The organism is Sphingobacterium sp. xlx-96 (genome assembly GCF_011007365.1).
GTDB lineage: Bacteria > Bacteroidota > Bacteroidia > Sphingobacteriales > Sphingobacteriaceae > Sphingobacterium > Sphingobacterium luzhongxinii.
The window spans coordinates 104,247-126,196 of the sequence record NZ_WFKM01000014.1 but is presented as its reverse complement, the minus strand read 5'-3'; the positions used below and the strand labels follow the sequence as shown (position 1 = coordinate 126,196).

Genomic DNA, 21,950 nt, shown 5'->3' with positions numbered 1-21,950 from the left:
CTCCTATTGCGCTATTAAAACCGGAATTTTAACGGTGTGACGTAATTTGTTTACCGTTTCTCCAAAAATAAGATCTTTAAAGCCGTTATGCCCATGTGACCCAACAATTAAAAGGTCAATATCCAATTTCTCAACTAAACCTTTAATGGCTTTAACCCTATTGCTATAGCCCAGTTCATATGATGCATTAAATCCGAATCCACGGAGCAGCTCTACATATTTACGGATATGCTCTTTGTCGTGCACAGATTCATAATCTCCCGTATCTTCACCGGAATAATTAACCGAGGCACTTTCTACGACATGTGTTAAGACAAATATAACATCATCTTTGTTGAAAGACAGCGCTTGGTTAATAACTGCTTCATCCGATTTAGAGAAGTCTAACGCCAAAAGTATTCTTTTTATTTGATTCGTCCGTCCAAACTCCAGCTCTTCAAAGGCAGAATGCAAGTCCAATGTCGCGGGCTTACCAACATTAGTATACGGATAAAAAATGGTAACCAGCAGTAAAGCCAACACCCCAAGACTGCCCGTTAACAACAAAATAGTAATCCAAAAATTTTGATATAAAGCAATCCACCCGGAAACTTCCTCATACACTAATTTGAAATTTAGAATCGAAATCACAACAGCAACAGTCCAAGATAATACCTTTACAGAAGGAGTGATGACAAATGCTCCCATTGTTTTTTTGTCGCTCACAAAGTGTATCAAGGGAATGATAGCGAATGCCAACTGCATACTCAACAAGACCTGTGAAAAAATCAACATCTGCCCGACATAACCTTCCCCAAAATGAAGTATCACCAAAATAGCCGGAACGACAGCCAATAATCGAGTAATAAGCCTGCGCAGTAAGGGGCTAATCCGCAACCTTAAATATCCTTCCATAACGATTTGCCCCGCCAATGTTCCCGTTACCGTAGAGCTTTGTCCCGCTAAAATCAATGCTATGGCAAATAATTTGGGCGCCCATTCCGTACCCAGTATATTTCCAAGTAAATGGTAAGCATCACCTAATTCGGCAACTTCATGCATTCCATTTTTGTAAAAAACAGATGCTGATAAAATCAGAATAGCAGCATTGACGAAAAAGGCCAAATTCAACGCTACTGCACTATCTAAAAAATTGTACTTAATAGCCTTCTTAATAGACGTAAAGTTTTTCTCTATTTTCCTGGTCTGCACTAAAGCGCTGTGTAGATAAAGATTGTGCGGCATCACTGTTGCCCCAATAATCCCAATAGCTAAATACAACCTTGCTCCATTGGGTATAGAGGGTATTAAACCTTTCGCCACCTCCTCCAAATCTGGTTTTGCTAAGAACATCTCCACAACAAAACAAGCGCCTATCAATGCAATAGTCCCTACAATAAACAATTCTAGCTTCCGCATGCCTAACTTTTGTAAATAAAGAAGTAAGAATGTATCCGCGAAACTAATTATCACTCCCCAAATAAGATCAATGCCAAAAAGTAAATTTAATCCGATAGCCATACCCAAAACCTCAGCCAGGTCGCAGGCTGCAATCGCTATCTCGGCAAGTAGGTACAAGAAAAAATTGGTTCGTTTAGGATATAGCTCTCTATTACATTGTGCTAAATCTTTTCCACGCACAATTCCCAATCGAGCGCAAAGACTCTGAAGTAGCAATGCAATCAAATTGCTTAACAGAAGCACCCATAGTAACGCATAGCCGAATGCACTACCACCAGCTAAGTCTGTCGCCCAATTTCCCGGATCCATATAACCAACCGATATCAAATAAGCTGGACCGAAGAAACTGAGTAAACGTTTTATCCTTGAACGCCCCTGATAAACGTGCACACTTTCGTGAACGTCTTCAAGTGATTTATGACGGTTAAATGACATAAAATGAGATTGCTTTACTAACCTCAACCAAAAATAGATCTATTTGTAAACAATGTAAAGATGTAACAAAAGCTTTTATCGAGGATACCCCTCCTCATCCAGATCATCTCTGAAATCTTCTTCATCTTTAGCTAAATCCCGATCTAGCTTAGAAACTTTCAGATTTTTCTTATTGGTAATCCGCATTCCCGAATTTTCAAGATCCTCTTGTTTTAAATCGTCTAAATCTGAATATTCCGAACCGACGAAAGGATTAGAAACATCATAGGTAGAAGCATCATCCTCCGCCCCCCTACTCAGTGTATCGTAGTCTGCAGGATGATCCCAATCGGGGTCATTATCCTCCACATCAAATCGATAACTTCCTTTTTCTTCGTCAAAAGCCAAATCGTTCACTTCTAACGCTTCTTTCTCATTTTCGTCAGAATCAAAATCCTCTTCTGGATCGACATAATGGTTGATCAACATGATATCCTCCTTTTCTTGTAGTTCCTCACGGCATAATAATCCGTATAATCTATATACAATTATGTTTATAAAATAGTTTTAACACTTCTGAATAATACGAATCCGACAGACTTCAAAATCTAAATCAAGATTTTTTAGCCTTTGAAATACAATCTGAATATCTTATATTTACTTAACCACTTTTATAAACACGAGCAGTTATGCAGACGAAAACAGAATTTTTGATCTGGGATAAAATAGTTAATAGTGCAAAAAAGCGTTTTGATTACGAGCTTTATGCCAATCGATTCAAAGGTCTAGACCCCGATATTTTTGATAAATTAATATTACATATCATCGTAGGTTTTGCTAGTGGCGAGTGTCATGAATCTATCTCAACAAATCTACACAATGAGCTTCAGCACATTGGTTTTGAAACTAGAGATGAAATAATAGATACGATTATCCAGGACAAACACATCGTATTCAGCTGTGAGATATATGCGGCCTATTTAACATTTTCCATGCTTGAAGATGGCGAAAGTGAAATTGAGATTTTAGGCTATGTTACCGACCTGTTAGAAAGTCCCCGGGTATATTAAACACGAAAATAAAAAAATCATAGTTACCATTCGTATATTCGTTTTAATTTCGGTTAACGAACAATAACATAATGATCAATTACATCTATTTTGCCTCGTTTTGGGCCTGTCAAATCATATCCAGTATCCTATTTAAGTGGGGCGGAATCAATCCAAAATATCATTGGCATGCATTGATTATTGGAAATATTATACTTCTTTCTGCAAGTTGGTTTTTGGTACAGTTATTCAAAAATGTGTCACAACCGATCGTAATTGCTTTATGCTCGGGCGGGACGTTTATCACTGTTCAACTTGCCATGGCTTTATATTTCAAAACCGCTATTTCCTGGATGCAGATTTTAGGCATTTTCGTCATCGTAGCAGGAATGATCATGATCACATTTGGCGATAAGAATCAAGTTTTTTAAGGCTAATAGTTTTATTAAATAGAAAGAGCTCAGTTAATCATCTGAGCTCTTTCTATTTATTATCCTTTTATCATGCTGATAAAGTCATCAAATAAATACCGGGAATCGTGTGGGCCAGGAGAAGACTCAGGGTGATATTGTACCGAGAAAGCATTCTTGCCTTTAACACGTATACCTTCTATCGAGTTATCATTCAAATTGATGTGAGTCACTTCAATATTTTCCGAATTTTCAATATCTTCCCTTACAACACCAAATCCGTGATTTTGTGATGTAATCTCACATTTATCCGCAATGATATTTTTTACCGGATGATTGATACCGCGATGACCGTTAAACATTTTTTGTGTACGGATACCATGTGCCAAAGCCAAAATCTGGTGTCCTAAACAGATTCCGAACATAGGCTTTTCTGCCGCCAAAATCTGTTGAACAGTAGTAATCGCATAATCCATCGCAGAAGGATCACCGGGGCCATTAGAAATAAAATAACCGTCCGCTCCCCAAGCTTCCATCTCTGCAAACGTAGTTTTAGCAGGAAATACTTTAGCATACACCTGTCTCGCATCAAAATTGCGCAAGATGTTTTTCTTAATTCCCAAATCCAATACAGCTATACGGGTGCTAGCTGTCTCATCACCATAGAAGTAAGGCTCTTTGGTCGTCACCGAAGACGATAATTCTAACCCATCCATAGAAGGCACTTTGGCCAACGCTGCTTTTAAAGAGTCTGCGTCAAGATTTTCGGACGATATAATAGCGTTCATGGCTCCTTTGTCACGAATATGACGCACCAATGAACGCGTATCAATATCCGAAATACCAACTAAGTTCTGCTCTTCAAAATAAGACTGAATCGACTCATCAGCCATTTTACGGCTATAGTTAATATTATAATTTTTACAAACCAGTCCTGCAATCTGAATTTTATCAGACTCGGCGTCATCTTCATCAATACCATAATTACCAATATGAGCATTGGTAGTCACCATAATCTGTCCAAAATAAGACGGATCGGTAAATATTTCCTGGTATCCCGTAGTGCCGGTATTGAAACAAATTTCTCCAGTAGTTGTTCCAATCTTTCCGGCTGCCTTACCGTGAAAAACTGTTCCATCTTCTAAAACTAAAATTGCGGGTAATTTACTGTAGCTGGTCATTTTTTATATTAAAAATACTAAATAATTTCAAACTGAGAATAAGGAATATATACCTTCTTCACTGTGGGTGACACTTCCTTATGGAAATCAAAGATCAATTTTTGGACATAAAAAAAGCCCAAATGGGCTATACGTATCAATCTCGTGATATTTCAATGTAAACATTGAACAAATTGTCTTTGGAAATCAAATCAGAAACATCAATTTTCACGAGGGACAAAGGTAGAAAGAAAAGTAACAAGTAAAAAATAAAAATAAAAAAATATCGCTAATCCTCCTCCAATATTTCCTGTACCCTACCAATCTGCCCATCATCCAACCGTACTTTGATACCACGGTGATGAACCGGAGCCGAAGTTAATAGATCTTTCACAATACCCTCCGTCAGAATACCTGTTCGTTGGTCTTTCTTTAACACGATATTAACTAACATCCCTGGCTTAATATCTGCTCTCGTTTTTCCGTTCTTCATATTCGTAAAGTTAAAAGTTTAAATGGACTACTTCAGCATTATACCCACTGACAGATTAAAATGTTGATGCTGAAAATCCTTTCTAAAAATGTTCTTCGTCAGTTGCTGATAGCCGTAACTGGCTGAAACCGTCCAATCGGTTCTACCCGGAGCTTCATGCAGATAGAAAAAACCTCCTTTGAATAAGAACCCATTATCATATTGTGGGCTCAGTCGAGGTGCATATCCGCCGTTAATCAGTAGACCTATTCTGGCGCTAGCTCCTATCTCGCCGAAAGGCAATCTACCATCAATAAATATGGGGAATAGATTCTGATCATAATTATATTTCTTTTGATCATCCTGATGTGGGTCATTCGTTCTGTAATTACCTTTTAACCGTTCGTTTCCCAAACCAAGCCCAAGGTAGGCTCTGTCGTCAAAGTTCTTTCCAAAGATAAAATGTAAGGAATAACCATTAAAGGCTCCTTTATAACCTTCGTTGGCAAAGCCCAAATTGCCCCCTCCTTGAATTACAGTATAGAATGACTGCGCACGAAGCCCCGTGTAACAAATGAAACCTAAAAAGAAAAGAAAAAGTTTTTCCATATGTGTATAATTATTCATGATCCATCAGTTTATGGATCTAGTTATCTCTTATCCGATGGGAAACGTTTTAACTGAGAATCTTGAATACCATCTCCCGCATCAACTCACCATCGTTGATGTTGGGGCCTGCATTTACCCCTTTAGACTTCAAATCATATTCCCGTAAAACAGCTAGTACATCAAATAGTTTACGACGATTAAAGTTACGCGCTGCTGCGTCGTATTCTTTCGTAAAAAAAGGATGCACACCGAGTTCCTTAGCCACCACAGCCGAGGATTTATCCGGTAAATAATGATACTTCAATAACTTCGTGAAATATCCAGCAACAGCACCTATTACAACAACAAAGGGATTCGATTTAGGGTTTGATGCAAAATAATCGACTATCTGAACAGCCTTCATTAATTCGCGCTTGCCCAAAGCAGAATTCAACTCAAAAACATTAAAATCTTTACTGATACCGATATTTTGTTCTATGTCCTGAACCGATATTTCCCGATCCTTGGGTACATTAAGTACAAGCTTCTGTACTTCATTAGCAATCTTCGATAGGTCCGTCCCCAAATAATCTGCCATTAAAGCTGCCGCCTGAGGATGTATCCTTTGCCCATTACGTTGCAATTCTTCCAAAATCCAAGGGGCAACTTTATTATCATAAAGCTTCTCGGATTCAAAGACAATACCCTTTTTTTCTATTGATTTATATAGCTTCGTACGCTTATCAAATTTGCCATGCTTAAAAGCGAAGACCAAAATAGTTGTGGGAGTAGGCTGATCTATATACTTTGTTAAGAATGCGTCATCCCCTTTCCATTTCAGTCCCTGTGCTTCCTTAATAATAATTACCTGATAATCGCTCATCATCGGATAGCGCTTAGCAGCACTCACTATCGTAGAGAAGTCGGTATCTTTACCATAAAGAATAGTTTGGTCAAAGCCCTTCTGTCCTTCATTGAGAACATTATTTTCGACACTATCTGTAATTAGATCTATGTAGTATGACTCTTCGCCATGCAATAAATACAGCGGTTTGAACTTACGTTGCTTTATATCGCTTAAGATGGATTGTGCACTCATGACCTTGCGAAAATACACATTCTACAGGAATATATAGGAAGTTGCTAAAATATTGATGTCTTTTAAAGAAGGTTTGAATTATCTTTTGTCCTTGCCAGAACAGAGCCTTCATTATTTTTCATTGTGTTTGTTTTTTAAAGGCATTCAAGAGCATCTTTGAAGGTTTGCTTGTTAAAAAAACGAAGCAAAAAACTGACCGTAGGGAGCTCATGGACACCAAAATCAACAAAAGTCCATAAATCAAGGCTTTGTAGCCTATGTTCATCACAGTACGTAAAGCTATCATGGCGATTTCCTCGGTCTCCAAACATTTGCTCCCCTAGACTGAAACCGAGCTTGTGAACTCACCGAAGGTAAATCCTTATCTACTGCAAGATGTACTGCTGTACTATGATAACTTTACGGCTTTTGACTCCATATGCTACAAGGTCGCTTTCTCAAAAATTTTATACCTTGTTCGCAGCTTCTTTCACTTTGGAAAATGTCACCTTGGCGGGTTGCCAATTGAAGGGATAGGAAGGCTTTGTGGCAAGCCGGTATAGTGACGCGCTTTTGCCTCCTTTTGGCAAGACAAAAGGAGAAGCCAGTCGCGGCTTGAGCGACAAGAACAAACGTTCTTTAAAATTAACCACTGTCCACCCTTCCATTTTGTTATACAGCCAAAATTCCGTAAATTTGCGTATGTTTAAGCCAGTACCATTAAACTTACCTCCTTTTCCTTTAAAGCTGACCCGTATTCAAAACAAAGTTTATGTATTTGATATCCTCAGAAAGAAAAATTTGGTACTCACACCAGAGGAATGGGTAAGGCAACATTGGGTACATTTTTTACATCTTCACAAAAAGTATCCCAAATCATTGATGCAAATAGAAGGGGGCCTGCTCATAAATGAGTTGCAAAAAAGAAGCGACCTTGTCATATTTAATAACAAAGGAGAAAAAATCTTACTCGCTGAGTTTAAAGCACCAGGAGTCAAGATCTCACAAAGTACTTTTGAACAGATTGGGAATTACAACAGCAAACACAAAATCCCGCTTTTATTAGTTAGCAACGGCTTGCAGCACTATTTTTGTAAAGTTAATTTTGAAAACAGTACCATAGATTTTATTTCAGATCTACCAATTTACAATAAGGAGACATAAATATTATTTGTATTTAAGAAAATACAATTTATATTAGTCTAATAATTTATAAAAGTAAAATCACCAAAAAATGAATATAGATAAAAACGAATTCAGAAAATATGCCATCAAACACCACCGCATTGGCTCTCAACATGTTGACGGATTTATTTCCCGTATAGAGACTCAAACACCAACCAATTTGACGCCTTACATCGTTGAGGAACGGCAGTTAAATGTAGCGCAGATGGACGTATTCTCCAGATTAATGATGGATCGTATCATTTTCTTAGGAGATGGGGTCAATGATCAAGTTGCCAACATCATTCAGGCGCAACTACTATTCCTACAATCCACTGATGCACAAAGAGATATACAAATATACATCAACTCCCCAGGAGGTAGTGTATATGCGGGATTAGGGATCTATGATACCATGCAGTATATCTCTCCAGATGTAGCGACTATTTGTACAGGTATGGCTGCTTCTATGGGAGCAGTTTTATTGGTCGCTGGAGCAAAAGGGAAACGCGCCGCATTAAAACACTCGCGTGTCATGATTCACCAGCCTTCTGGGGGAGCTCAGGGAGTAGCAGCAGATATGGAAATCAATTTGCGCGAAATGTTAAAGCTTAAGGAAGAGTTGTACACCATTATCGCGGAACATTCAGGTCAATCCTACGAATGGGTTGAGAAATCATCTGACCGTGACTACTGGATGAGGGCAGCAGAAGCGAAGGAATTTGGAATGATTGATGAGGTCTTAGCACCTAGAAAAGAAAGTAAATAAATGAGTAAGAACAATAAAGATATCCACTGTTCTTTCTGCGGGATCAGCAAAAACGAAGCATTGATGCTGATCGCCGGAGATGGAGCGCATATCTGTGATCGCTGTGTGACCCAAGCAGGCGAAATTTTAGCGGAAGAATTAAATCAGCGAAAAAATAAATCGCTACAAACCACGCTAAAGTTAATCCGTCCTTTAGAAATCAAACAGCATTTAGACCAGTATGTAATTGGACAAGATGATGCTAAAAAAGTTATTTCTGTAGCCGTATACAACCATTACAAAAGATTGAATCAAAAATCGAGTTCAGATGAAACTGAAATCGAGAAATCTAACTTAATCATAGTTGGAGAAACAGGTACAGGCAAAACTTTATTAGCAAAAACCGTCGCTAAAATTCTTAATGTACCTTTCTCCATAGTCGATGCCACTGTACTAACGGAAGCCGGATACGTGGGGGAAGATGTGGAAAGTATACTTACCCGTCTACTACAGTCTGCGGACTACGATGTAGCTTCCGCTGAAAGAGGAATCATCTATATTGACGAGATTGATAAGATCGCTCGTAAAAGCGATAATCCTTCGATCACAAGAGATGTATCTGGCGAGGGTGTACAACAAGCATTACTTAAAATTTTAGAAGGAACGAATGTAAACGTACCTCCCCAAGGTGGCCGAAAACATCCCGATCAAAAAATGATAACGGTAAATACGAGTAACATTTTATTCATCTGTGGTGGAGCTTTTGACGGTATACAAAAGAAGATTGCCAACCGCCTAAGAACACAGACCGTAGGTTATAAAATGATAGAAGAAGAGGAAGATATCGACCTTAATAATCTGTATAAATATATAACACCTCAAGACCTAAAAAGCTTTGGCCTAATTCCGGAGCTGATAGGCCGACTACCGGTATTAACGCATTTGAATCCGCTTGATAAAGAAACTTTATTAAGTATCCTCACAGAACCTAAAAATGCGTTGATAAAACAATACGTCAAGTTATTTGAGTACGAGGGAATAGAACTCAAATTTGACAAGGAGGTTTATAATTTTATCGTTGACAAAGCTTGGGACTTTAAGCTAGGCGCTAGAGGTCTACGAAGTATATGTGAGGCAATCATGCTCGATGCGATGTTCGAGATACCGACAAGCAAAGAAGAAAGTGAGGACACCACGCTACATATAACGCTCGATTATGCAAAGAAAAAATTTGCTAAATCAGATATCAAGAAATTGAAAGTAGCCTAATACAACGATCCCTCACCCATTCGGTGGGGGATTATTTTTTAATTAAAAACCACGGAACATGAAAAAAACTAAATCTGTAGAGACTCCAATAACACCTGGACTCAAATCAAAAGAAGATATTGTTTCAAATTGGTTGCCCCGTTACACAGGCAAACCTTTAGAAGAGTTTGGCGAGTATATCCTCTTGACAAATTTCTCTAAATATGTTAAGATGTTCTCTGCTATGCATGAAGATGCCCCTGTTTACGGCGAAGACAAGGCCATGCAAGCATGCACCGCCAACGGGATAACCATCATCAACTTTGGCATGGGAAGCCCTATGGCTGCCACAGTAATGGATCTGTTATCGTCAATTAAACCCAAAGCTGTCCTATTTCTAGGAAAAACAGGTGGATTAAAAAAGAAAATTGCTGTGGGCGAATTAATACTGCCAATTGCTGCTATTCGGGGAGAAGGAACTTCAAATGATTATTTTCCACCAGAAGTGCCTTCCCTACCCGCATTCGCACTGCAAAAAGCAATATCCACTACAATTCGGGATCATGCCAGAGACTATTGGACAGGAACGGTTTATACTACAAATAGGCGGGTATGGGAGCACGATAAAGCTTTTAAAAAATACTTAAAGACTATACGTGTCATGGCCGTAGATATGGAGACCGCGACCATTTTCAGCGTGGGTTTTGCAAACAAAATCCCTACAGGAGCACTCTTACTCGTTTCGGATCAACCAATGATTCCAGAAGGCGTTAAAACAATTGAAAGCGATCTATCGGTTACCGCAAAGTTTGTCGAAACCCACTTAACTATTGGTATCGCCGCATTAAAGCAACTTATAAACAATGGACTAACAGTCAAGCACCTGAAGTTTTAAGGGCTTGACTACAACAGTTCGCAGAAACTTGTCCTATTTTTTTTGTTATTTAAAAGTTTGTATTATATTTGCGCTGCACTATCGATAGATAGTGTATCTAATCAACACCTTTCTAGTATAGGTCTTGGTTTATAAAGAAGCGGCGAGAGACTGGCTCAATGACCCGCTGGCAACCTTCAAAAAAGATTTGAAAAGGTGCCAATTCCTGTCCAAAGAAATAAATCTTTGGAGCATATAAATGAAAAAAGACGATGACATTAAATTTCACAAGACAATTAGCAATTGTTGCGAATAGTAAACCTACTCGCAAAATCTCCTTTTATACAACCAATATCAGTTGTATCTCTACCCGAATGCGCTAGTCGTCAGTATCTATTGCAGTCCCGAATAATAAGGTGATATGCAATTGACACTATAAATGACGACCAAAAACCAAATTTCTTTCGCATTTCCACATAATATCTTACAGCAAAAAAAAATAAAAATGGCTAATAATAAAAGTTTAAATTTCGAAACATTACAGGTGCATGCAGGACAAGAAGTAGATCCTACGACAGGATCCCGCGCGTTACCTATCTACCAAACCTCATCTTTTGTATTTGAAAATGCAGAACATGGAGCAAACCTATTTGCGTTGAAGCAGTTTGGAAATATTTACACCCGTATTATGAATCCTACGACCGACGTTTTCGAAAAAAGGATCGCAGCATTAGAAGGTGGTGTAGCAGCAGTAGCAGTAGCCTCAGGTCAAGCAGCGCAATTTATTGCACTAACAAATATTTTAGAAAGTGGAGAGAACTTCGTATCTAGCGCAAATCTTTATGGGGGTACCTATAACCAATTCAAAGTATCCTTCAAAAGACTGGGCATTGAGGCTAGGTTTGCAGCTAATACCGATGCCGAAAACATAGAAAAGTTAATAGACGATAAAACAAAAGCGATATACGTTGAGACAATTGGTAATCCGAGCTACAACATTCCTGATTTCGAAAAAATTGCTACTGTAGCACGCAAATACGACTTGCCATTAATTGTAGACAATACTTTTGGAGCTGGTGGATATTTATTCAAACCACTTGAACATGGTGCCAACGTAGTCGTTGAATCAGCAACAAAATGGATCGGTGGACATGGTACAAGTATAGGAGGTGTGATCATCGATGGAGGTAACTATAACTGGGGGAATGGAAAATTCAAACAATTCTCCGAGCCATCTGAAGGATATCATGGTCTAGTATTCTCCGATGTATTCGGTGTAGACGGCCCCTTTGGAAACATCCAATTCGCGATTAGAGCCCGTGTAGAAGGACTGAGAGATTTCGGCCCGGCATTATCCCCTTTCAACTCATTTTTACTTGTGCAAGGATTAGAAACGTTATCCCTGCGTGTACAGCGTCATGTTGACAACACACAGGAAATAGCGCAATGGCTAGAAGCACACCCACAAGTAGAAGAAGTGAGCTATCCAGGGCTAAAAAGTCACCCTCATCACCTACTGGCTCAAAAGTATCTTAAAAATGGATATGGCGCTGTTCTCTCCTTCACCATAAAGGGTGGTGCACAGAAAGCAGATGAGTTTATAGACTCTTTAGAACTGATCAGTCACTTAGCAAATGTTGGTGATGCGAAGACATTAATTATACACCCTTCTGCGACAACGCACCAACAATTAAGTGCTGAAGCACAAAAGGCAGCAGGAGTTTACCCTGGATCACTACGCTTATCTGTAGGAATCGAGCATATTGACGATATAAAGGCAGATCTACAGCAAGCCTTTGACAAGATAAAATAACAAAAGAAATAGTAAAACTTAAATCACAGTATAAAAAAGGGAAATGAGTAAAAAGCTTACAATTGGTATGTTTGGGTTTGGTGTTGTAGGACAAGGGTTGTACGACATCATCAAAACCAAAAATCTCAATTTAGAAATCAAAAAGTTCGTTATCAAAAACGCTCAGAAAGAGCGAAGCTTACCTGCTGAACTCTTTTCGACGGATGCTAGCGCTATATTGGATGATCCCGAAATCAATACCGTAGTCGAATTGATCGATGATGCCGATGCTGCATTTGAAATCACAAAAAAAGCACTATCAACCGGTAAGAATGTAGTGTCCGCAAACAAAAAGATGATCGCTACCCATCTACAGGAACTTACAACATTGCAACAAAAGCACGGCACATCGTTATTATACGAAGGTGCAGTCTGTGGCAGTATTCCAATCATTAGAAACCTAGAGGAATACTACGACAATGAGTTGCTACATTCGGTAAGTGGTATCTTTAACGGTTCATCTAACTATATCTTATCCAAGATATTCAACGAAAACCAGAGTTACGATACAGCACTGAAAAAAGCACAAGAGTTAGGCTTTGCTGAAACCGACCCTACTTTAGATGTTGGAGGTTATGATCCAAAGTTCAAATTAGCAATCGTAGCATCGCATGCATACGGCTTATTTGTAGACCCAAACAAGATACTTAACTTAGGAATAGACAAGCTTAGCACAGCTGATATTCGATACGCTAAAGAGAAGAACTTCAAAATTAAACTTATCCCTCTAGCAAAAGAAGTAAGTAACAGCGAAGTGGTATTGTATGTAATTCCAAAGTTCGTCTCTAAGGATAGCATGTTATTCAATGTAGAGAATGAGAACAACGGGGTATTAGTAAAAGCTGCATTCGCAGATGAACAGTTCTTCTACGGCAAAGGCGCTGGAGGTCACCCTACAGGATCTGCTGTGCTTTCGGATATCACGGCACTTAGATACGACTATCGTTATGAATATAAAAAACACCTGAATGCACAAGAACTAGCGTATTCTACCAATTTTGATATCAAAGTATATTTCCGTTACGAGGATGAAAATGTTTTGGAAAACATAGCTTTCAAAAATATTTCTGAGCGGTTTTATGGAGAGGATTACAAATACGTGATCGGACACATCAATCTACAGGAGATCATTAACAAAAGAGAACTAATTAACCAATCGGGGTATTTCTTAGCGGAGATATCTTAACATATTAGCCCCTAAAATTATGAAGAAGGTGTCCCGATCAGGACACCTTCTTGTGTTTTAATAGACCTTCAAAAAAGACGCTAACTACCAAAAAAAGGAATTACTCAGATGTTAAAAAACTTTAAATCAATTGCTTTAACCAACAATATTGAGTATATTTAAAGGTTAACGATTTATATTAGTATTATGAGAAAATGGCATAGTGTGTTTTTCCTGATGTTGCTTTCTAATATGGGGTGGGCCCAGTCAGGAATTGATTCAGATCAACAATCACCTATAGTATTTATTATTATAGGAATTGTACTACTTATTATAGTAGTATTTATGTTATTTAATAAACAAAAACGAAAGTATAATGATTAAAAAAAGGGCTAATGCCCTTTTTTTAATCATTATACAATATTATATTTCCTTACTCGTTCACGAAGCCCATCTTCAGAAATACCCAAAAGCTTAGCTGTTCGCCCCGTATCACCACCATTTTTATTTAGCTTATATACCAAAAATTTCTCTTCCGCGAAAGTTAAAAAGTCTTCTAGATTATTCATTCTATCCAAATCGATCATAGCTGATCCTCCACCCAATCCATGATGCGTAGATATAGAAGGATTTGCAAAAGATCTAACTTCCTTTTCGGTTATCTTACGATCACTCAAAATAATAAGACGCTCTACCATGTTGCGTAATTCCCGAATGTTACCCGTCCACGGAAGCGCTTGTAGTGCTTTCATTGCTTCAGAAGTTATCTCTTTAGTCGGTATATTGTAGTCCGCACAGATCTCCTCACAAAAAGCCGTTGCTAAAGTAGGGATATCATCCTTACGATCTGCCAAAGAAGGCACATGGATTAGAATAACACTAAGCCTATGGTACAAGTCCATCCTGAAATTACCCGCATCGATTTCTTTTAAAAGATCCTTGTTTGTAGCAGCCACAACACGAACATCCACGGAGATCTCCTTTTCCCCGCCTACACGGGTTATTTTATTCTCCTGAAGAGCACGTAATACTTTTGCTTGGGCAGACAGGCTCATATCTCCAATCTCATCCAAAAACAACGTACCTCCACTAGCTTGCTCAAACTTACCTATACGTTGCTTCACAGCAGACGTAAATGACCCTTTTTCATGGCCAAACAATTCGGATTCGATCAGTTCGGACGGTATAGCCGCACAATTTACCTCGACAAGTGCAGATGAAGCCCTATTGGATTTCTCATGCAACCATCGAGCGACCAACTCCTTCCCTGAACCATTGGCGCCTGTGATTAGTACCCTCGCTTCTGTAGGAGCAACCTTCTCAATACTCTCCTTGATGAGTGAAATGCCCTCAGAATTTCCCAATATCTCCTTTGTTTTAGAAACTTTACGCTTAAGAACCTTTGTCTCTTTTACCAAAGACCCTTTTTCAAGAGCATTACGCACAGTAATCAATAAACGATTTAAGTCTAGCGGCTTTTCCAGAAAGTCATATGCCCCTTTTCGAGCCGCTTCAACAGCAGTCTCTATCGTACCGTGCCCAGAGATCATAATAAATGGCGTATCTGAAAATTCCTTAGCAGCAGTCAGAACCTCCATCCCATCCATTTTATTCATCTTGATATCACAGAGTGTGAGATCTATCTTTTCCTTTTTAAGAAGCTCTAAACCATCTATACCATTGTCTACATCAAAAACTTTATAATCCTCATACTCCAAAATATCACGCAAAGAACTACGGATAGGACGTTCATCATCAATTATTAAAACTGTAGCCATATTCACATTTAAATTAATGTCGAGCAAAATAAGAAAAAACTTTCAGGATTCCAATGAATCTCAAGCGGTCAGAAAAGTTCGTTACAGCACGTAAAGCGAACGCATTAATGTTAAATAAACCAAAAACAAATCCATAAAAATTTAGCCCCCTGAAGAGAACTATAAAAAGAGAAAAAGAAGCAAACCTTGTAAGCCGGGTTCTGTATCCCAATGTATTGGGATCTCTATCATTTATCTAGCCCCAAGATCACTCTTGGGGTCCATCAACCTACCCATTGCAGGTCCCGACAAGTCGAGAGAAAACGAGCAGCCTTCGATTCCTGCAACCTATTTGGTTTTTCAACACACGAGGTTTACCGTAATGCATGTCGCCATACAATACCGTGAGCTCTTACCTCACGTTTTCACCCTTACCCCGAAAATCGTGGCGGTATATTTTCTGTGGCACTTTCTGTACCCAATAAATTGGGTCCTTCCCGTTAGGAAGCGTGTTGCTCTTTGTTGCCCGGACTTTCCTCTCTTCCGATAATATCGAAACAGCGATAGAACCAGTTTGCTTCTCCTGCAAAAGTAGCATATTTTTAGTGACAAATATTTTAAAAAATTGTAAAACTTATCTTATGCTAAGTTGTTTTCTTTATCTCACTGATAACTTTAAGAAATAATTATCAGATTATAAACAGAAGAAGACCATGAAAATCGTAAAATTTATTATTTGCTTACTATTTGGCCTACTCTTTATAAATGCAGGGCTCAATAAATTTTTTATGTATATTCCTGTCCCGGAAATGCCAGAGGAACTTCGAAAAGTAAATGAAGCATTTGGCACCATCAAATGGTTGATGCCTCTAATTGCGACAATAGAAATTATCGCAGGTCTATTATTCATTATCCCTAAGACCAGAAACTTAGCCGCAATAATGATCTTCCCCATCATAATTGGAATATTACTACACCATTTCTTTTATGCCCAAGAAGGACTTCCAATGGCAATAATAATCTTTTTGATTAATATGTGGGTGATAATCGAAGGGAGAGAAAAATACAAAAATCTTCTTAACTAAAACCAAATACCATGAGCAATACCCTATTCGATATTGATAGAAATAAACATACAATCACTGTAATTTCTAAATATCAGGCATCCTTAGAGCTCCTTTGGGCAGCGTGGACGCAATCCGCGATGTTGGATAACTGGTGGGCTCCGCAGCCCTGGAAAGTAGAAACTAAAGAAATGAATTTTGTTCAAGATGGCAGATGGTTATATGCGATGGTCTCTCCCGAAGGGGAGAAAATATGGAGTTTAATCGAATATATAGAAATATCTCCACTTCAATATTTTATTGGAATAGATGCATTCTGTGACGAAAACGGTGCAAAAAATTACAGTCAGCATCCAGGAAGTAAATGGCACACCTCATTCGAACAAGGCAACAGAGAAACAACAGTTACCAACCTCATCAGCTTCGATTCTACTAAAGCAATGGACGATATGCTCGATATGGGCTTCCAAGAAGGCTTTCAGAGCGGATTGGACAATTTAGAAAAATACCTTTCTAATCAAACTAACAAATAAATACAACATGGCAAAGATTCATGCTTACTTAAATTTTAACGGCAATTGCGAGCAAGCATTTGCTTTTTACAGAACAATCTTTAACACGGATGGTGTAGGCACTTATCGATTTGGTGATATGCCTGCTGATCCCAACTTCCCTCTCGCAGAAGAAGACAAAAACAAAATAATGCATACCGCGCTAATGATTAATGCAGACAGTATGCTCATGGGATCCGATTGTATAGAACAGTTTGGCCATAAAGCCGTTCCAGGCACTAATACATATATCATGCTAGATGTAGAATCACCTCAAGAAGCTAAAAAACTATATGACGCATTGATTGTCAATGCCCAACATATAGAGATGCCTTTAGGAGAACAATTTTTCGCAGAATTGTATGCTTCTTTTACCGATCAATTTGGAATCTCTTGGATGATTCATTACGAAGGTAAAAATAAAATGAGTCAGTCATGAAAGACAAAGCTCAAATATCAATTGCCCTATGGTTTGACAAAGAGGCCAAGGAAGCAATGCATTTTTATGCATCAGCTTTCCCAAACAGCCAAGTCAATCATAGTGACACAGTAGTAACCACTGCAACACTATCGGGAGTTAAATTTACAGGAATAAACGGAGGGACGGCCTTTAGACCTAATCCCGCTATTTCTTTTATGGTCACTTTAGAGACAAAAGAAGAAATAGATACGATATGGAAAAAATTATTACCCGGGGGTAAGATACTGATGGCACTGGACAAATATCCATGGAGTGATTATTACGGTTGGCTAGAGGACAGATATGGTGTTAGTTGGCAGCTTTATTTGGGCAATTTAAAGGACGTAATCGGACAGCAGATAGTCCCGACCTTACTATTTACACAAGAGCAAAATGGCAAATGCGAAGAAGCGGTAGAATTCTATCAGTCGGTATTCCCGACATTTCATAAGTTTGGAATCCTGAGACACCAAGACGGAGAGCTATCTGGTAAGGTACAACATACTCAATTCTCGGCAAATAACTTCCTGTTAATGGCAATGGATGGAGGGTTGGCACACAACTTTGCTTTCAATGAAGGTGTATCTCTTGTTGTACACTGCGACAATCAAGAAGATATCGATTATTATTGGAATGCGTTTACGCACCAAGGAAAAGAAAGTATGTGTGGTTGGTGCAAAGATCCATATGGAGTAAGCTGGCAGGTTATCCCAAAAGGGATAGAAAAAATGTTACAAAACCCAAAAGCTACAACAGCGCTTTTGAAAATGAAAAAAATAATAATTAACGAATTAAAATAATTTCAAACCAAACTCCCAGTATAGTATATAGGGAGAAAACAAAACTATTGACGTATGAAGTTTTTTAAGTATTTTCTATTAACAATACTCGGTCTGATAGCTATCATTCTGATCGTTGCAGCCATAATGCCTAAGGATTTTCACGCTGGTAGTGAAATCGTCATTAACAAGCCTCAGCAAGAGGTCTTCGATTATGTAAAGCAAATAAAAAATCAAGGTAATTACGACAACTGGTCCAAACAAGACCCTCAAATACAAAAAGAATATACAGGTACCGATGCCACAGTAGGTTTTACTTATAATTGGAAAAGCAAAAAGGTTGGTGATGGGAAACAAGTAATAACCAAAATAGACGATGGAAAACGTGTAGAAATGGATTTATTTTTTAATGGTTCAGACCAAGCGAACAAGTCCTTTATTCAAGTTGACTCTATCGCTCCAAACCAAAGTCAAGTCAAATGGGCTATAGACGGAAAGATGCCTTATCCTTTTAATCTGATGACGCTATGCTATGATATGAATAAGGATTTTGACGAAGGATTAAAAAATCTAAAGGTAATCCTTGAGAAATAAACCGCACATTGCCCCCTACTTAAAAGAAGACATTTACTATTTCCTAGTCAGTACTTCACGTTCAAAACGAACTCCTGACCACCCATGCTTTAAAAATTGGCGTATATTTTGATGATCTCTCCCATCTGGATTATTTAATACAGATCGAAAATGTTCTCCAAAAAGACGCAATGTTTCCTGCTCCGTTAGCTGATTTAAATACGCTGCATAAAGTACACGGGCGCTTCCCTGATTTTCACTTTCTGCATTGTAATGATCTCCGTTTTTAAAAGCAGATGGTGTATACGCATAGCCATTCTTAATCAGTTCTAAAACATCCTCAAATTGAACATCGTTCTTGAGCAATTCCAATAATTGAATATCTTTCATACTGCAAACCTACGTAAATCCACGTTTGCGTACAATAGCAAGGAGTCGCCAAGCCATCCATAACACGAAAAAATAAAATAAAAATCTGATTTCAATTTTAGGAAAAGAATATTAAAGGGTAACTTTTGCGAGTTAATAAAACAATAAGGAACAAAAACGGTTTCTTATAATAAAGCATCATTTACAATTTTTTTAAATATGAACAAATCACTTACTACGATTGCGCTATTTTCAATTTTGGCTGTGACAGCCTGTAATTCGAACACCTCAACAAACACACAACATCAGGATTCAACAGGACATCACCACAGCCACAACGATGGTCACAATCACGCTCATCCGGATGAACACAACTCCCAAAATTCTGTGGACTGGATGGGAACATACAAAGGCACGGTTCCATGTGCAGATTGCCCAGGAATCGAAACCGAAGTTAAACTCTATCAAGATGAAACCTTTTCCTATAAAGCCACTTATCAAGACCGAAACCTTACTGTTGCAGACACTGGAAAATTCATGTGGCATGATAACGGGGGTACAGTACACTTGAAAGGTAAAGAAACAGATATTAAATACAAAGTGGGAGAAAATGTATTAATACAGTTAGATACAGAGGGCAAAGAAATCACCGGTACACTGGCAGAAAACTATATGTTAAAAAAAGTACAACAATAGTTCTCAAGAAGTCCATTCCCATTTTAAGTTCACGATTACTGCCAAATGATCCGATAGCGGAAGACTAGTATCGTCTTTAAAAATAGTGCGATCAATAGCATACAAAGTAGGCTCGAACTTAAAATGGGTACTGTTTCGAAACATGATCTTAAGAAAATCAAACAGATTATCCAATCCATGGGCGTAATGCGCATTAAAGTCACCCATCACCAACAATGGCCTTTCAGAAGAATGATCATGTATATATCGCGCCAGCTGATCCAAATTCTTTCGACGGACCTGCGCAGACCGAACATTGTCATGGGCATTTGCATGAAGATTATAGACATCAATTGTAATCTTTTTGGAAAGCTGAATCTGACTATAGCTAAACCCTTTTGGAGTCAAACAATCCGAGCCATTCCAGGACGTCCAAGGGATACGTCGGTACTCCACAATAGGAAATCGAGACAAGGTACTCAATCCATCTCCAAAAGGCACTCTTCCCTTGTGTAAAGTCTTATAGCGATGTTCAGTAGTGCTGTATAAAGATTTATTATAATTGAAATCCTCCTGCAAATTCACAATATCGTATGAATTCAAATATTTACCGATCAAAGCTATGCTCGTTCGGCGCGGAGTGCTTGCACTAGAAATATGTTGAGGTAGTCCAGCGGTATTATAAGTCAGTACACGCAGCTCACCTCTCTGGAAATCATCTAAATCAAGAAGAGGTTGTTCTGCACAAATTGATATCTTTTTGGCATTCTTGAATTTCAAGAAAAACACGAATAGTAAAACAACAACACTATAGAAATATACCATTCAAATAATACATAAATTCCGCTGATGATCACATAATTAGTATTCCTCAGATAATTCCGTCGAGTTTTATTGTACGCTATTACGTATTTCCCAAGAAACCTTTAAAGATACGGCGCAGTGATCAGACAACTGTTCCCCAAACTCATTTTCAAAAAGTGCCCTTTCTACCTTATAAGCACTTGGTGTTAATACCATATGCTCACTATTTCTAAAATAAATCTTATCAATGCTCTCACAATGATCCGAAACACTAAGAGCATGCTTTGCACAAAAACTGCTATCAATCTCCGGAAACTCACCTTTATTCTGTAGCAGCACCCAACTATCAACAACATCCACATGCTCCTGAAAATCCTTTATCCATTCTCTTTCAAAAGAATAATGCGCATTAAAATCCCCCATAAGCAAAACCGGCTGACCATCAGAATGTTCTCTAATAAACGAAGCCAGTTGTTGAAGGTTATGCTTTCTGGCCACAGTAGCCCTAAGATCATCCTGAGCCGTAGCATGTACGTTATAGACATCCAAAAAGACATCCAAAGCCAATTGTACTCTCGCATAAGAAAACCCTTTAGGAGTTAAGCAATCCGCACCGTTACAATCCGCCCAGGCAACACGCTCAAATCTTGTAATCGGATACTTGGACAGCGTGCTTAAACCGTCACCAAAAGGTACTCCTCCCATAGTTGCTGTACGATAAGAATGTGTATTATCCGCATAAAGAAACTTATTATAATTGAAGTCTTCCTGGACATTCACCAGATCAAAACTATTTATTCTCTTTCCGATCATTTGGATGCTGGATTCACGAGGTGTCTTGGCACTAGACAGCAACTCAGGAAGTCCGGCAATATTATACGTCAAAATAGTCATCTCTCCGCTGTTAGCGACTGGAAGTGCAGAAACGATAGGTTCAAAGATCCTTTCTTGCGCCCCCCCCTCTGTTCTGAAAGCCTGTAGAAACCATGCTAGACAACATACAAACGATAGAATTAAAATCCTGATATTCCATTGCTTTCGATTTCTTTCATAAGATAAATACAACAACATAACTATTGATTCTGATATAATACAAAATTAGAGCCCTCATGTAAACTCAACTTGACTTCAATATTATTTATACGTATGCTGTATATGCATAAAAAATGAACAGAAAAGAATTTAATCATAAATTATTCACATAATCTTAATCGCAACTTATCTTTAACATCATGCATGAGCAATATTTTTACGGG

At 38.4% G+C, this 21,950-nt stretch carries 25 protein-coding genes, 1 other RNA gene and 1 riboswitch; of the genes, 14 read left to right on the top strand and 12 right to left on the bottom strand.

From position 1 onward, the window contains the following. Positions 1–3: 3 nt before the first annotated feature. Positions 4–1,875: an Nramp family divalent metal transporter gene (locus G7B20_RS17515; protein WP_164112710.1), complete on the bottom strand. Its 1,872-nt coding sequence runs from the start codon at positions 1,873–1,875 to the stop codon at positions 4–6. A gap of 75 nt (positions 1,876–1,950) precedes the next feature. Next, a complete protein-coding gene (locus G7B20_RS17510; RefSeq protein ID WP_164112709.1) occupies positions 1,951–2,343 on the bottom strand; it encodes a hypothetical protein in 393 nt (130 codons plus the stop codon). Positions 2,344–2,543: 200 nt separating this feature from the next. Between G7B20_RS17510 and G7B20_RS17505 the strand changes: the two genes are divergently transcribed. Both G7B20_RS17505 and G7B20_RS17500 read left to right on the top strand, forming a co-directional pair. Continuing rightward, on the top strand, positions 2,544–2,924 hold the full coding sequence (locus tag G7B20_RS17505) for a hypothetical protein (protein ID WP_164112708.1): 381 nt from the start codon (positions 2,544–2,546) through the stop codon (positions 2,922–2,924). A 71-nt stretch (positions 2,925–2,995) separates the two neighbouring features. Further along, complete coding sequence (locus G7B20_RS17500; protein WP_240452775.1) at positions 2,996–3,334, top strand: hypothetical protein; 339 nt, start codon at positions 2,996–2,998, stop codon at positions 3,332–3,334. A 59-nt stretch (positions 3,335–3,393) separates the two neighbouring features. On the opposite strand, the gene carA is transcribed toward G7B20_RS17500, so the two are convergent. The 5 genes from carA to G7B20_RS17475 form a co-directional block, all read right to left on the bottom strand. Beyond that, positions 3,394–4,494 carry a glutamine-hydrolyzing carbamoyl-phosphate synthase small subunit gene (gene carA / locus G7B20_RS17495; protein ID WP_164112707.1) on the bottom strand — a complete coding sequence of 367 codons (1,101 nt, stop codon included), beginning with the start codon at positions 4,492–4,494 and terminating at the stop codon, positions 3,394–3,396. Positions 4,495–4,762: 268 nt separating this feature from the next. Beyond that, complete coding sequence (locus G7B20_RS17490) at positions 4,763–4,966, bottom strand: YwbE family protein (RefSeq protein ID WP_079642089.1); 204 nt, start codon at positions 4,964–4,966, stop codon at positions 4,763–4,765. 27 nt (positions 4,967–4,993) lie between these two features. Beyond that, positions 4,994–5,572 carry a hypothetical protein gene (locus G7B20_RS17485; protein ID WP_164112706.1) on the bottom strand — a complete coding sequence of 193 codons (579 nt, stop codon included), beginning with the start codon at positions 5,570–5,572 and terminating at the stop codon, positions 4,994–4,996. A gap of 49 nt (positions 5,573–5,621) precedes the next feature. After that, a complete protein-coding gene (gene holA / locus G7B20_RS17480) occupies positions 5,622–6,632 on the bottom strand; it encodes a DNA polymerase III subunit delta (protein ID WP_164112705.1) in 1,011 nt (336 codons plus the stop codon). Between the two features lie 446 nt (positions 6,633–7,078). Then, positions 7,079–7,279 carry a hypothetical protein gene (locus G7B20_RS17475; RefSeq protein ID WP_164112704.1) on the bottom strand — a complete coding sequence of 67 codons (201 nt, stop codon included), beginning with the start codon at positions 7,277–7,279 and terminating at the stop codon, positions 7,079–7,081. A 34-nt stretch (positions 7,280–7,313) separates the two neighbouring features. Between G7B20_RS17475 and G7B20_RS17470 the strand changes: the two genes are divergently transcribed. The 6 genes from G7B20_RS17470 to G7B20_RS17445 all read left to right on the top strand — a co-directional run bounded on the left by G7B20_RS17470 (position 7,314) and on the right by G7B20_RS17445 (position 13,683). Continuing rightward, positions 7,314–7,775 (top strand): type I restriction enzyme HsdR N-terminal domain-containing protein, encoded by a 462-nt coding sequence (locus tag G7B20_RS17470; RefSeq protein ID WP_164112703.1) that lies wholly within the window; start codon positions 7,314–7,316, stop codon positions 7,773–7,775. A gap of 70 nt (positions 7,776–7,845) precedes the next feature. Continuing rightward, on the top strand, positions 7,846–8,544 hold the full coding sequence (clpP, locus tag G7B20_RS17465; RefSeq protein WP_164112702.1) for an ATP-dependent Clp endopeptidase proteolytic subunit ClpP: 699 nt from the start codon (positions 7,846–7,848) through the stop codon (positions 8,542–8,544). Further along, positions 8,545–9,792, top strand: a complete 1,248-nt coding sequence (gene clpX / locus G7B20_RS17460) for an ATP-dependent Clp protease ATP-binding subunit ClpX (protein ID WP_164112701.1) — start codon at positions 8,545–8,547, stop codon at positions 9,790–9,792. Between the two features lie 58 nt (positions 9,793–9,850). After that, positions 9,851–10,666 carry an AMP nucleosidase gene (locus G7B20_RS17455; RefSeq protein ID WP_164112700.1) on the top strand — a complete coding sequence of 272 codons (816 nt, stop codon included), beginning with the start codon at positions 9,851–9,853 and terminating at the stop codon, positions 10,664–10,666. A gap of 126 nt (positions 10,667–10,792) precedes the next feature. Then, positions 10,793–10,907: riboswitch (SAM riboswitch) on the top strand. Between the two features lie 243 nt (positions 10,908–11,150). After that, positions 11,151–12,458 (top strand): O-acetylhomoserine aminocarboxypropyltransferase/cysteine synthase family protein, encoded by a 1,308-nt coding sequence (locus G7B20_RS17450; RefSeq protein WP_164112699.1) that lies wholly within the window; start codon positions 11,151–11,153, stop codon positions 12,456–12,458. A 43-nt stretch (positions 12,459–12,501) separates the two neighbouring features. Beyond that, positions 12,502–13,683: a homoserine dehydrogenase gene (locus tag G7B20_RS17445; RefSeq protein WP_164112698.1), complete on the top strand. Its 1,182-nt coding sequence runs from the start codon at positions 12,502–12,504 to the stop codon at positions 13,681–13,683. A gap of 392 nt (positions 13,684–14,075) precedes the next feature. Here the strand turns inward: G7B20_RS17445 and G7B20_RS17440 are convergent, their stop codons facing one another. Both G7B20_RS17440 and rnpB read right to left on the bottom strand, forming a co-directional pair. Then, positions 14,076–15,440, bottom strand: a complete 1,365-nt coding sequence (locus G7B20_RS17440) for a sigma-54-dependent transcriptional regulator (protein ID WP_164112697.1) — start codon at positions 15,438–15,440, stop codon at positions 14,076–14,078. A 173-nt stretch (positions 15,441–15,613) separates the two neighbouring features. Then, an RNA gene (gene rnpB / locus G7B20_RS17435) (RNase P RNA component class A) lies at positions 15,614–15,999 on the bottom strand. 133 nt (positions 16,000–16,132) lie between these two features. Between rnpB and G7B20_RS17430 the strand changes: the two genes are divergently transcribed. From G7B20_RS17430 to G7B20_RS17410, 5 genes are read left to right on the top strand one after another with little or no spacing between them, the layout of a single operon-like run. After that, a complete protein-coding gene (locus tag G7B20_RS17430) occupies positions 16,133–16,504 on the top strand; it encodes a MauE/DoxX family redox-associated membrane protein (RefSeq protein ID WP_164112696.1) in 372 nt (123 codons plus the stop codon). Between the two features lie 11 nt (positions 16,505–16,515). After that, positions 16,516–17,016 carry an SRPBCC domain-containing protein gene (locus tag G7B20_RS17425; RefSeq protein ID WP_164112695.1) on the top strand — a complete coding sequence of 167 codons (501 nt, stop codon included), beginning with the start codon at positions 16,516–16,518 and terminating at the stop codon, positions 17,014–17,016. A gap of 7 nt (positions 17,017–17,023) precedes the next feature. Continuing rightward, positions 17,024–17,473 (top strand): VOC family protein, encoded by a 450-nt coding sequence (locus G7B20_RS17420; protein WP_164112694.1) that lies wholly within the window; start codon positions 17,024–17,026, stop codon positions 17,471–17,473. Beyond that, positions 17,470–18,294 (top strand): VOC family protein, encoded by an 825-nt coding sequence (locus G7B20_RS17415; protein WP_164112693.1) that lies wholly within the window; start codon positions 17,470–17,472, stop codon positions 18,292–18,294. Before G7B20_RS17420 ends, G7B20_RS17415 begins: the two co-directional genes overlap by 4 nt. A gap of 54 nt (positions 18,295–18,348) precedes the next feature. Next, entirely contained in the window at positions 18,349–18,867 is a 519-nt protein-coding gene (locus G7B20_RS17410; RefSeq protein WP_164112692.1) for an SRPBCC family protein, read from the top strand. 36 nt (positions 18,868–18,903) lie between these two features. Here the strand turns inward: G7B20_RS17410 and G7B20_RS17405 are convergent, their stop codons facing one another. Continuing rightward, the gene (locus tag G7B20_RS17405) at positions 18,904–19,236 is read right to left on the bottom strand and encodes a HopJ type III effector protein (RefSeq protein ID WP_164112691.1); all 333 of its coding nucleotides are present in this window, start codon (positions 19,234–19,236) and stop codon (positions 18,904–18,906) included. A 198-nt stretch (positions 19,237–19,434) separates the two neighbouring features. On the opposite strand from G7B20_RS17405, the gene G7B20_RS17400 reads away from it, so the two are divergent. Beyond that, positions 19,435–19,911: a copper resistance protein NlpE gene (locus G7B20_RS17400; protein WP_164112690.1), complete on the top strand. Its 477-nt coding sequence runs from the start codon at positions 19,435–19,437 to the stop codon at positions 19,909–19,911. Between the two features lie 3 nt (positions 19,912–19,914). On the opposite strand, the gene G7B20_RS17395 is transcribed toward G7B20_RS17400, so the two are convergent. Then, complete coding sequence (locus tag G7B20_RS17395) at positions 19,915–20,670, bottom strand: endonuclease/exonuclease/phosphatase family protein (RefSeq protein ID WP_164112689.1); 756 nt, start codon at positions 20,668–20,670, stop codon at positions 19,915–19,917. A 111-nt stretch (positions 20,671–20,781) separates the two neighbouring features. After that, the gene (locus G7B20_RS17390) at positions 20,782–21,765 is read right to left on the bottom strand and encodes an endonuclease/exonuclease/phosphatase family protein (protein ID WP_240452777.1); all 984 of its coding nucleotides are present in this window, start codon (positions 21,763–21,765) and stop codon (positions 20,782–20,784) included. Positions 21,766–21,950 lie beyond the last annotated feature (185 nt).

Bases quoted from the DNA above. Each gene is read 5' to 3' on its own strand.
- G7B20_RS17515 (WP_164112710.1), bottom strand. From the start codon at position 1,875: ATGTCATTTAACCGTCATAAATCACTTGAAGACGTTCACGAAAGTGTG.
- G7B20_RS17510 (WP_164112709.1), bottom strand. From the start codon at position 2,343: ATGTTGATCAACCATTATGTCGATCCAGAAGAGGATTTTGATTCTGAC.
- G7B20_RS17505 (WP_164112708.1), top strand. From the start codon at position 2,544: ATGCAGACGAAAACAGAATTTTTGATCTGGGATAAAATAGTTAATAGT.
- G7B20_RS17500 (WP_240452775.1), top strand. From the start codon at position 2,996: ATGATCAATTACATCTATTTTGCCTCGTTTTGGGCCTGTCAAATCATA.
- carA (WP_164112707.1), bottom strand. From the start codon at position 4,494: ATGACCAGCTACAGTAAATTACCCGCAATTTTAGTTTTAGAAGATGGA.
- G7B20_RS17490 (WP_079642089.1), bottom strand. From the start codon at position 4,966: ATGAAGAACGGAAAAACGAGAGCAGATATTAAGCCAGGGATGTTAGTT.
- G7B20_RS17485 (WP_164112706.1), bottom strand. From the start codon at position 5,572: ATGAATAATTATACACATATGGAAAAACTTTTTCTTTTCTTTTTAGGT.
- holA (WP_164112705.1), bottom strand. From the start codon at position 6,632: ATGAGTGCACAATCCATCTTAAGCGATATAAAGCAACGTAAGTTCAAA.
- G7B20_RS17475 (WP_164112704.1), bottom strand. From the start codon at position 7,279: ATGGAAGGGTGGACAGTGGTTAATTTTAAAGAACGTTTGTTCTTGTCG.
- G7B20_RS17470 (WP_164112703.1), top strand. From the start codon at position 7,314: ATGTTTAAGCCAGTACCATTAAACTTACCTCCTTTTCCTTTAAAGCTG.
- clpP (WP_164112702.1), top strand. From the start codon at position 7,846: ATGAATATAGATAAAAACGAATTCAGAAAATATGCCATCAAACACCAC.
- clpX (WP_164112701.1), top strand. From the start codon at position 8,545: ATGAGTAAGAACAATAAAGATATCCACTGTTCTTTCTGCGGGATCAGC.
- G7B20_RS17455 (WP_164112700.1), top strand. From the start codon at position 9,851: ATGAAAAAAACTAAATCTGTAGAGACTCCAATAACACCTGGACTCAAA.
- G7B20_RS17450 (WP_164112699.1), top strand. From the start codon at position 11,151: ATGGCTAATAATAAAAGTTTAAATTTCGAAACATTACAGGTGCATGCA.
- G7B20_RS17445 (WP_164112698.1), top strand. From the start codon at position 12,502: ATGAGTAAAAAGCTTACAATTGGTATGTTTGGGTTTGGTGTTGTAGGA.
- G7B20_RS17440 (WP_164112697.1), bottom strand. From the start codon at position 15,440: ATGGCTACAGTTTTAATAATTGATGATGAACGTCCTATCCGTAGTTCT.
- G7B20_RS17430 (WP_164112696.1), top strand. From the start codon at position 16,133: ATGAAAATCGTAAAATTTATTATTTGCTTACTATTTGGCCTACTCTTT.
- G7B20_RS17425 (WP_164112695.1), top strand. From the start codon at position 16,516: ATGAGCAATACCCTATTCGATATTGATAGAAATAAACATACAATCACT.
- G7B20_RS17420 (WP_164112694.1), top strand. From the start codon at position 17,024: ATGGCAAAGATTCATGCTTACTTAAATTTTAACGGCAATTGCGAGCAA.
- G7B20_RS17415 (WP_164112693.1), top strand. From the start codon at position 17,470: ATGAAAGACAAAGCTCAAATATCAATTGCCCTATGGTTTGACAAAGAG.
- G7B20_RS17410 (WP_164112692.1), top strand. From the start codon at position 18,349: ATGAAGTTTTTTAAGTATTTTCTATTAACAATACTCGGTCTGATAGCT.
- G7B20_RS17405 (WP_164112691.1), bottom strand. From the start codon at position 19,236: ATGAAAGATATTCAATTATTGGAATTGCTCAAGAACGATGTTCAATTT.
- G7B20_RS17400 (WP_164112690.1), top strand. From the start codon at position 19,435: ATGAACAAATCACTTACTACGATTGCGCTATTTTCAATTTTGGCTGTG.
- G7B20_RS17390 (WP_240452777.1), bottom strand. From the start codon at position 21,765: ATGTTGTTGTATTTATCTTATGAAAGAAATCGAAAGCAATGGAATATC.